Origin of the sequence: Thiocapsa sp. (assembly GCF_035467215.1) — a bacterium.
In the GTDB taxonomy this organism is placed as follows: Bacteria; Pseudomonadota; Gammaproteobacteria; order Chromatiales; family Chromatiaceae; genus Thiocapsa.
Window position 1 is genome coordinate 1 of the sequence record NZ_DATITZ010000195.1, and the last position, 9,074, is coordinate 9,074.

At 63.2% G+C, this 9,074-nt stretch carries 11 protein-coding genes; 7 read left to right on the top strand and 4 right to left on the bottom strand.

Translation table 11 applies throughout. The features are described from left to right. The first annotated feature begins 135 nt into the window (after positions 1–135). The 5 genes from VLR48_RS10850 (at position 136) to VLR48_RS10870 (ending at position 2,461) form a co-directional block, all read left to right on the top strand. On the top strand, positions 136–372 hold the full coding sequence (locus tag VLR48_RS10850) for an AbrB/MazE/SpoVT family DNA-binding domain-containing protein (RefSeq protein ID WP_325291800.1): 237 nt from the start codon (positions 136–138) through the stop codon (positions 370–372). After that, on the top strand, positions 369–791 hold the full coding sequence (locus VLR48_RS10855; protein ID WP_325291801.1) for a PIN domain-containing protein: 423 nt from the start codon (positions 369–371) through the stop codon (positions 789–791). Before VLR48_RS10850 ends, VLR48_RS10855 begins: the two co-directional genes overlap by 4 nt. Before the next feature lie 107 nt (positions 792–898). After that, positions 899–1,099: a hypothetical protein gene (locus VLR48_RS10860; protein WP_325291802.1), complete on the top strand. Its 201-nt coding sequence runs from the start codon at positions 899–901 to the stop codon at positions 1,097–1,099. Positions 1,100–1,499: 400 nt separating this feature from the next. Then, a complete protein-coding gene (locus VLR48_RS10865) occupies positions 1,500–1,670 on the top strand; it encodes a hypothetical protein (RefSeq protein WP_325291803.1) in 171 nt (56 codons plus the stop codon). Between the two features lie 83 nt (positions 1,671–1,753). Further along, on the top strand, positions 1,754–2,461 hold the full coding sequence (locus tag VLR48_RS10870) for a nuclease-related domain-containing protein (protein WP_325291804.1): 708 nt from the start codon (positions 1,754–1,756) through the stop codon (positions 2,459–2,461). Between the two features lie 10 nt (positions 2,462–2,471). On the opposite strand, the gene VLR48_RS10875 is transcribed toward VLR48_RS10870, so the two are convergent. The 4 genes from VLR48_RS10875 to VLR48_RS10890 form a co-directional block, all read right to left on the bottom strand. Beyond that, positions 2,472–3,122 carry a protein-methionine-sulfoxide reductase heme-binding subunit MsrQ gene (locus VLR48_RS10875; RefSeq protein WP_325291805.1) on the bottom strand — a complete coding sequence of 217 codons (651 nt, stop codon included), beginning with the start codon at positions 3,120–3,122 and terminating at the stop codon, positions 2,472–2,474. 1 nt (position 3,123) lies between these two features. Continuing rightward, positions 3,124–4,083 (bottom strand): protein-methionine-sulfoxide reductase catalytic subunit MsrP, encoded by a 960-nt coding sequence (msrP, locus tag VLR48_RS10880; protein WP_325291806.1) that lies wholly within the window; start codon positions 4,081–4,083, stop codon positions 3,124–3,126. Between the two features lie 470 nt (positions 4,084–4,553). After that, the gene (locus VLR48_RS10885; protein ID WP_325291807.1) at positions 4,554–5,381 is read right to left on the bottom strand and encodes a bile acid:sodium symporter family protein; all 828 of its coding nucleotides are present in this window, start codon (positions 5,379–5,381) and stop codon (positions 4,554–4,556) included. Between the two features lie 339 nt (positions 5,382–5,720). Then, entirely contained in the window at positions 5,721–6,998 is a 1,278-nt protein-coding gene (locus tag VLR48_RS10890; protein ID WP_325291808.1) for an O-acetylhomoserine aminocarboxypropyltransferase/cysteine synthase family protein, read from the bottom strand. Positions 6,999–7,331: 333 nt separating this feature from the next. Between VLR48_RS10890 and VLR48_RS10895 the strand changes: the two genes are divergently transcribed. Both VLR48_RS10895 and VLR48_RS10900 read left to right on the top strand, forming a co-directional pair. Next, positions 7,332–8,186, top strand: coding sequence for a pentapeptide repeat-containing protein (locus VLR48_RS10895; RefSeq protein WP_325291809.1), 855 nt, complete (start codon positions 7,332–7,334; stop codon positions 8,184–8,186). Positions 8,187–8,225: 39 nt separating this feature from the next. Continuing rightward, positions 8,226–9,074: protoporphyrinogen/coproporphyrinogen oxidase (locus VLR48_RS10900; RefSeq protein WP_325291810.1), on the top strand; the 849-nt coding region annotated here is incomplete at its 3' end.

The window sequence follows — 9,074 nt, forward strand, 5'->3', positions numbered from 1 at the left end:
GGCCTGAGTCCGGCTGGCGGATCGCATGAAGACAGTCATCGCCGGTTGCGGCGGCCGTCCGTCTTCCCGATTGTCCCGTCGCGGTGCCTGATATACCATCGCGCCCCTGTATATCCAAGCAAGGTCTCGGTGTCCATGCAAATCTCCAAATGGGGCAACAGTCTCGCCGTGCGTCTGCCCGCGGCGGTGATCGAGGCGCTGGCGCTCAAGGAGGGCGACGACATCGAGATCGTCGTCGCCGACGAGCGCCGCTTCGAGGTCCGACGCAAGCCGACCAGACCCGAGCTGCTCGAGCGCTTGCGGGCCTATCGCGGGCGACTCCCGGCGGACTTTCGCTTCGATCGGCTGGAGAGCCACGAGGACCGCGGGTGACGACGGAGACCGACTTTTTCGACACCAATGTCGTGCTCTATCTGCTGAGCGAGGACGAGATCAAGGCGAACCGCGCCGAGGCCCTCCTCGCGGCCGGAGGGACGATCAGCGTGCAGGTCTTGAATGAATTCGTCAGCGTGGCCCGCCGCAAGCTCGGATGCGATTGGGCGGAGATTCGGGACATTCTCGAAACCATCCGCGCCCTGTGCCCGGTGCAGCCTCTGACGATCGAGGTCCATGATCTGGGTCTGCGGCTTGCCGAGCGCTACGGTCTCCCGATCTATGATGCCATGATCGCCGCCAGCGCCCTGGATTGCGGCTGCACCACACTCTGGTCGGAGGACTTCCAGGACGGCCAGATCCTCGACGGGCGGCTGCGCGTCCGTAACCCGTTCGTCACCAGCCCAGGTCCTGCCTAAGCCGTGTCTCGCGCAACTCAGCCCCCCCGGTTCGAAAGAAGACCGCTCCTCGATCCATTCAATCCTTGGGCTCGCTGTCCGCCTTCGTCAAAGGCGTTTGCGATGTCATGCGGCGCTCCAATTGTGCGAGCGCGTTGCAGTACGTCCCGGAGCTGACCTGGATCCTCTTTCTGCGCATCCTCGACGCGCAGGAGGAGCGCGAGCGGATGGCCGCCGAGATCCAGGGCCTTTCACACCGGCCCTGGTCTCGCCGTATCGCTGGCAGGACTGGGCGGCGCCCTACTCGGACGCGCCGGATCACCCGCTGACCTCGGATGGGCGTCCGCAGGGTTGGAAACGTGGGGAGCTTTTTGCACTGGGCGACGGGCGCCTGATCAACTTCATCAACAAGGTTCGACAAGACCGGCGCCGTGCTCGACGACGACCAGCTCCCCGACAGTTTGCTCCGGCTTCTGGCGGAGGACGTGGCCGAATCGACCGAGGATAGCGAGGCGATCGACACGACGCCGATACCAGCAGCCGACGCGGCGCGGAGCCAGCCCTTCCCCACCTTTGCACGGCTGCTCGCCTCGCGCGGAACGGCGGACGGCGAGAGCCCCTTGTCCTGGACGCTCGACATCGCGGCCCGACGGGCGAAGGCGCGGGAGGACATGGCGCCCCGTCAACCCGCGCGCCCGATCGGATCGCGACAATCGCACCCCCGAGGAGGTGCTGACGGCGATCGCGGTCCATCAGCGCACCATCGACCTCGCCTTGAAGCGGCTGAAGCGGCTGCTCGAAGCAGACCGGCTGCAACTGGATCTCAAATCCGGGGCGCAATCACCGGCACCTGGACTTCGCTCCGAACCCGAACAATTCGAGCTATTGCCTCAGGACTGAGAGGATACCGATCATGTCATCGATCCAGTCACTTCAGGGAATCGCGCTGATCATCGCGATCGCTCGATATGCACGGAGATCTGATGGTCGTCTCCTGGGTCCCTTTGCTCCTCTGGGCGACCTACCAGGTGCAATCGAGCGCGGATCAATCAGTGAGCCCTTGGATCCCATGGGTGTACGCCGGGATTGCCGTCGCCTTTGTCGCTTATCAGACCCTACAGATCGTTCGTCAGGCCGAAAAACGGCAGAAATACGCCGAAGGACTCGATGGCGAGCTGGCAACGGCACAACTCCTCGAGCCCATCATCGCCGATGGCGGGCGCATCCTGCACGATATCCAGGCCCCCGGGTTCAACATCGACCATGTGGTCGTCGCCCCCGGCGGCGTCTTTTCAGTCGAGACCAAGCACAGACTCAAGTCCACCCGGGAAAAACCGGCCGAACAGACCCGAGTGACCTTCGACGGAAAAGCCCTGGCTTTCCCCGGTTGGACAGATGTGAAAACAGCCGAGCAGGCACGCGCCCAAGGACGCTGGCTGTCCGAGCGATTGACTAAATCCGCCGGACTTCCCGTTTCTGCGCGTCCAGTGATCGCCCTGCCCGGCTGGTATGTCACGGTGACGAGGCCAAGCGATGTTGTTGCGATCAATCCGAAGAGTTGCAGCTTCATGTTGAAGCCACGTAACGGCGATCTTGCGCTGACTGCCGATTCGATCCAGCGCATCGCGTTTCAGGTCGAGCAGCTATGCCGCATGCCGGACCCCGGCGCGCCGCCGAAAAGCCATCGATAATCAGGCGATCTTACCGTCGTTCGGGAACCACCCCGGTCTCCGCGTCCCGCCGCCTCACCGACCTGGCCCGCGTGGCGAGATCGACCCAGGGTACGCGCAGGGCGAGCAGGACCGCGAGGATGATCGCGTAGATTGCTGGCTCCAAGAGATCCGCCTTCACCAGCCAGAGATAGTGCAGCACGCCGAGCACGCCGATGGCGTAGACGGCTCGATGCAACGTCTTCCAGCGCCGCCCGAGACGGCGGATCCAGCCTTGGGTGGAGGTGATCGCCAAGGGCACCATCAAGACGAAGGCCGCGAAGCCGACCGTGATGTAGGGCCGTTTGAGGACATCCTCGGCGATGGTCCCCAAATCGAAGTACCGATCCAGCCCAATGTAGGTCGCGAAGTGCAGGACCGCATAGAAGAAGGCGAAGATGCCCAGCATGCGGCGGAAGCGCACCAGCCAGGCTTGCCCGGTCAGAAGCCGTAAAGGGGTCACCGCGAGCGTGACCAAGAGAAGTCGCAGGGTCCAATCACCGGTGAAATGTGTGATCGCCTCCACCGGATTGGGTCCAAGCGCACCGCTCGCTCCCCGCGCGATCAAGACGCCGAACGGCACTAGGCAGAGCAGGAAGACCAGCGGCTTGCCGAAGCGCACGAACCGTTCACTTGGGTTCATGTCAAAAGAACCGCTTCAGGTCCATCCCGGCGTACAGATCGGCCACCTGATCGCCGTAGCCGTTGAACGGCAGGGTCTCGCGCTTTTTCGCCAGCCAGCCGTCGCCGATCATGCGATGGGTCTTCTGGCTCCAGCGCGGATGGTCCACCGCCGGGTTCACGTTGGCGTAGAACCCGTACTCGTTCGCCTGCATCCGGTTCCAGGTCGCGGGCGGTTCCTTCTCGGTAAAGCTGATCCGCACGATGGACTTGACGCTTTTGAACCCGTACTTCCAGGGGACGACCAGACGCAATGGAGCGCCGTTCTGGTTCGGCAGCAGCTCGCCGTAGAGACCTGTGGAGAGAATCGTCAGCGGGTGCATCGCCTCGTCCATCCGCAGCCCTTCGCGATACGGCCAGTCGAGCACCCGGCGTTTCTGACCCGGCATCTGCTCCGGATCATAAAGCGTCTCGAAGGCGACATATTTCGCCTTGGAGGTCGGCTCGAAGCGTTTGATCAGATCGCCGAGCGGGAATCCGACCCAGGGCACCACCATGGCCCAAGCCTCGACACAGCGCAGCCGATAGATGCGCTCCTCCTGCGTGAAGGAGGAGAGGATGTCCTCGATCCCGATCTCGCCGGGTGCCGAACATTCGCCGTCGACGGTGATCGTCCAGGGGCGCGGTTTGAGAAACTTGGCGTTGGTCTTCGGATCGGTCTTGTCGGTGCCGAGCTCGTAGAAATTGTTGTAGCTGGTGATGTCTTCGAGGCTGGTCGGGGGCTCGTCCGTGCTGAAGGGACTCGGGCGGACATTCGCAATTGCATCCCCGGCGAGCACCCGATGCGGCACGGCACCCGCCAGCCCGATCGCCGCGAGGCCGATCCCGGATGCGGACGCCTTCAGGAACTCCCGTCGACGCTGCCAAACCTGCGGCGGCGTGATCTCGGAGGGTAGAATGTCTGCGGGCTTCTTGATCAGCATGGTGTCTCCAGTGTTCGAGAATTACGCCGTCGCCGTTCGGCATCGGAGCGCACGTTCGTTAAACCCGGCCCGGCGCCGGATTCTTTCATGCCGTTTAGATGGGGACGAGATCGGTCGGTTCGCGAGGGCGAAGGGATTAGAGGGTTGGGATCACACGCTCATCCGGGGCTGCTTCGGGATGGATTTCGAAGCGCAGGATCCGGTGCCGATCGCGGGCATGCCGCGCCCCGTTTCAACGGACGTCCGGGCCACTGCAGGAGTCCGCCGTTCTTAACTGTCGGTGAAATAATCTGAATCGAGGCGCTTGAGCTCGTAAACAGCGTCTGTCGCGACCCCGACTCCGAAGTCGATCATGAACTGCGCGAGTTATTAGCCATCGATCAGGATGAGCTTGTTCTCGATGTTCGCGGCAAAGTCTTTGGCCGTTTCACAAAACCGCGACGTCGTGATGATCAGGGATCGCCATATCCCTATTTTCCTTGTTCCGGGGTGTGATCGCTCGGTGGCCGACGCGACCACCAGGACGCCAGCGCGGCACCCGAGAGGTTGTGCCAAATTGAGAAAACAGCTCCCGGCAAGGCCGCCGCCGGGCCGAAAAATTTGACCGCAAGCGCGACGGCCAGTCCGGAGTTCTGCATCCCGACCTCGATCGCCAGCGTGCGCGCCGTGGTCTCGTCCCGACCGAGCAGGCGTGCCGACCAATAGCCGGCGGCGAGTCCGATCCCATTGTGCAGGACGACCGCGATGACCACGACAAGGCCGACATGCACGAGGTTGCCGGCGTTCAAGGCGACGATGATGGCGATGATGAGAACGATGGCGGCGACCGAGATGAGCGGGAAGGCTGCCTTCACTGGGCCCATGCGGGCTCCGAGCCACTGGTTGACGAAAAGCCCCAAGGCCACGGGTGCCAGGACAACCTGAGCGATAGAGATCAGCATCTCGATGGCGGGAACCGGAACCCGTTCGCCGAGATAGAGCCAGGTCAAGGCGGGCGTCAGCAGCACGGCGGCGAGCGTCGAGGCAGTCGTGAGCGTGATGGAGAGTGCGACATCGCCCTTGGCGAGATAGCAGACGACGTTCGAGGCGGTCCCGCCCGGGGCGGTACCGACCAGGATCAGACCCGCCAGCAACTCCGGCGAAAACCCCATCGCCATCCCGATCGACCAGGCCGCGAGCGGCATCACGCCGAACTGGAGCGCCAATCCGAGCCCGACAAGGCCGGGGCGACGCAGAACAGCCGCGAACTGATCCAGCGTCAGTGTGACGCCCATCCCGAACATCACCAGCCCGAGCAAGGGCAGAATCGCCGGCTTGAATCAGACAAGCACTCCAGGGAAGAGATAGGCGAAGAGCGCGCCCAAGAGGGCCCAGAGCGGGAACCATGTCGTGATGCGCGCCATACCGGTCTCGCTCCGAGCCGCCTTTGGACCAATCGGGTTTTAGTTGGGTAGGTTGGGCAAAGCGCAGCGTGCCCAACCCGCGCCGGCATAACAGGGAGCCGTTGGGCACGCTGCGCTTTGCCCAACCTACGGGGCTTGTTTCTGAATCGCTCTTAAACCGCGCCGACTTCAGCGGTCGTCGAGTCTGCCGGGGCCGATCCCATCCAAAACATCACATACCGCACCGGGCGCGGTTTAACCCGCCGCCGCCAGCGCCTGCTCCAGATCGGCAATGATGTCGTCGATATGCTCGATGCCGATCGACAGGCGCACCAAATCCTCGGAGACACCGGCACGGGCCAGCTCTTCAGGAGACAACTGGCGATGGGTCGTGGTCGCGGGATGACAGGCGAGCGTCTTGGCATCACCGATGTTGACCAGACGCACCGTCAGCTTGAGCGCATCGATAAAGCGCGCGCCGGCCTCGCGTCCGCCTTTGATGCCGAAGGACAGGATGGAGCTGGCCTTGGCGCCGTCCATGTATTTCTGAACCAGGGGATAATCCGGGCTGTCCGGCAGGCCGGCATAGCGGACCCATTCGACCTGGGGTTTGGCCTTGAGGTACTCGGCCACCGCGACCGCGTTCTCGCAATGCCGATCCATGCGCACGTGCAGCGTCTCGATCCCCTGCAGGATCAGGAAGCTGTTAAAGGGCGAGATGGCCGCGCCCATGTTGCGCAAGGGCACCACGCGGGCGCGTGCGATGTAGGCGGCAGCTCCCAGTGCTTCGGTGTAGACCACTCCGTGATAGGAGACGTCGGGCTCATTGAGCATCGGAAAGCGGCTCGCGTGCTCGGCCCAAGAAAACTTGCCGGAATCCACCAAGACACCCCCGATCGTCGTCCCGTGTCCGCCCATATATTTCGTCGCGGCGTGGACGACGATATCGCAACCGTGTTCGAATGGGCGGCACAAATAGGGGCTGGGTACCGTGTTGTCGACGATGACCGGCACGCCGTGGGCGTGGGCCATGTCCGAGATCGCGCGCAGATCCGCGACATTGCCGGCGGGGTTGCCGATGGATTCGCAGAAGACCGCCTTGGTCTTGTCGTCGATCTGAGCGGCCATGCCCTCGATGTCGTTGGGCGCAGCAAAACGGACCTGGATGCCGAGTCGGGGCAAGGTGTGCGCGAAGAGGTTGTAGCTCCCGCCGTAGAGGGTCGAAACCGCGACGATGTTGTCCCCGGCCTGGGCGATGGTGAAGATTGCGTCGGTCACGGCGGCCATGCCCGAGGCGAGCGCCAAGGCCCCGACGCCGCCTTCCATCGCGGCGACACGCTGCTCGAGCACGTCGCTGGTGGGATTCATCATGCGGGTGTAGATGTTGCCGGGGACCTTCAGGTCGAACAGGTCGGCGGCGTGCTGGGTGTCGTCGAAGGCGTAGCTGGTGGTCTGGTAGATCGGCGTCGCCACCGCCTTGGTGGTCGGGTCGGGCGCAAATCCGGCGTGAATCGCGAGTGTCTCGATCTTCATGGTGGCTCCTGATGGTGGTGTCGTTCTCGTGGGCGCAGCGATCGTTCGGCCCCGCGTCTTTGATTTCGTTGTGTTCTTTTCGCTTTTGCGGTCTCGCAACCCGGATTCGGACGGCAGGGTCGTCACGGCGCATCATCGGCCTGCCGAACGGCATTTGCGGAAAGGCCCGCCGATGGTATCCATCAGGTTCGACACTGTCGATCGATGCGGAGCCATGGATGCGGAACCATCCAAGGTCATCCCTCGATTCGGCGGCTTCTGGTAGATTTACAGGGTCGGCTGCGGCAAGTCGGTCACCCGAAAACACAACAACGACGGCGGAGGATAAACGAGATGGTCGAGATCAAGCATCGCGAGACTGGACAGGTCCTCGAAAGGATCGACGCGGACACCCTGGCGGGTGCGGACCTGCGAGACATGCACTTGAACGGCGCGGATCTGCGCGGCGCCGACCTCTCGGGTGCCAACCTGGAGTCGAGCGATCTCGTCGGCGCCTTGCTGAGCGGCGCACGGCTGGTCGACGCCGTTCTGGTCGCGACCGATCTGACCGACGCCGATCTGAGCAACGCCGATCTCACGCAGGCCCACCTCGGCGCGGAGCGACCCTCGCGCGCGGCAACACTCAACGGCGCAAACCTCGAGCAGGCGACACTCGAGCGCGCCGATCTGCGTCATGCCGATGTCAGAAAGGCCAACCTGCGAGGCGCCAACCTGGGTCATGCCGACATGCGCGGCACCGACTTTCAGGGCAGCGATCTGTGTCACGTGGTCGCACCCAAGGCGCTCTTTATCCGCGCCAATCTGCGCGAGACCAATCTGTGCGGTGCGGATCTGCGCGATTGTCACCTCAACGATGCGAATCTGGCGGGCGCCAGCATGCACGAGGCCGACCTGACGAGCGCCCTTCCCGGCGGTTTTACGGTGATCAACCTGGCCAATTTCGAGGGTGCCGATCTGCGTGGGTCCAAGCTGCGCAGCGTGTCGGCTCAAGAGACCAATTTCCGCAACGCCAACCTCACGGACGTCGACCTGACCAACGCCGTGCTCGGGGGTGCAATCCTGCGCCGCGCCGACGTCACGAACACCGACTTCTCGGGCGTCGAGCTGGCGAGCGTCACGATGGAGTTCGCTAACTTTTCAAAGGCACGCAACGCCGTCTATCCCTCTTACAAGAAAAATCTGAGATAAGTTATTGCTGAAGAAGGAAGTCGTGAGGAACGGATTGCCATACTCGGCGCCGGGATCTCCGGGCTGAGTCTGGGTTGGCTGCTCTCGCGAATGGGCAAGCGGGTGACGCTGTTCGAATCCACGGATCGGGTCGGCGGACTGGCGCGCACCTTCGACTGGCACGGTGTGCCCTGCGATATCGCGCCCCATCGGCTCTATACGCAGGATCGCGCGCTCGTCGCGATGATCGAGTCCCTGGTGCCGCTGCGCGAGCATCGCCGAAACAGTCGCATCCTGATGAAGGACAAGGTGATCGCGGATCCGATCAACCCGATCGAGCTGATCCTAAAGTTCGATCCAAAAACCGCGGCCAGCTTGATCATGGGCTTTCTCGCACGTCCGAAGCTCCCCGAAGACTCCTTCGAAGCGCTGGCGCTGAATCGCTACAGAAGAGGGCTTTACGACTTCTTTTTCGAGCCTTACACGAAAAAGATGTTCGGCGTCCCGCCCAGTGAGATCTCGGTAACCTGGGGACGCGAGAAACTGCGCTCGTCCGGACTCCTCGACACCATCCGCCGCAGCTCCAAGACCTTCTTCAGCACTTTCCATTACCCGGCCGATGGCGGTTATGGCCAGATTGCCGACGCCATGCATGCGCACATCCGCGGCGAGGTGATGCTCGAATCCAAGGTGACGGGGCTCGAGCGTTCCGAGAACCGGGTGACCGCGATCCAATACCGCCGGCACGGCGAATCGCACCGCTTCGAGTGCGACCGTGTCTTCAGTACCCTGCCCGCCACACTGCTCGGGCGGATGCTCGGGGAGGAGTTCAAGCTGCGCATTCCACGCCATTCGGCCACCTGTTCCACCGACATCCGGCCGGCGATTCCACCGGCATTCGGCCACCCG

Excerpts from the sequence above, each read along its gene's own strand:
- VLR48_RS10870 (WP_325291804.1), top strand. The coding sequence starts at position 1,754 with ATGGTCGTCTCCTGGGTCCCTTTGCTCCTCTGGGCGACCTACCAGGTG.
- VLR48_RS10875 (WP_325291805.1), bottom strand. The coding sequence starts at position 3,122 with ATGAACCCAAGTGAACGGTTCGTGCGCTTCGGCAAGCCGCTGGTCTTC.
- VLR48_RS10895 (WP_325291809.1), top strand. The coding sequence starts at position 7,332 with ATGGTCGAGATCAAGCATCGCGAGACTGGACAGGTCCTCGAAAGGATC.
- msrP (WP_325291806.1), bottom strand. The coding sequence starts at position 4,083 with ATGCTGATCAAGAAGCCCGCAGACATTCTACCCTCCGAGATCACGCCG.
- VLR48_RS10860 (WP_325291802.1), top strand. The coding sequence starts at position 899 with ATGCGGCGCTCCAATTGTGCGAGCGCGTTGCAGTACGTCCCGGAGCTG.
- VLR48_RS10850 (WP_325291800.1), top strand. The coding sequence starts at position 136 with ATGCAAATCTCCAAATGGGGCAACAGTCTCGCCGTGCGTCTGCCCGCG.
- VLR48_RS10890 (WP_325291808.1), bottom strand. The coding sequence starts at position 6,998 with ATGAAGATCGAGACACTCGCGATTCACGCCGGATTTGCGCCCGACCCG.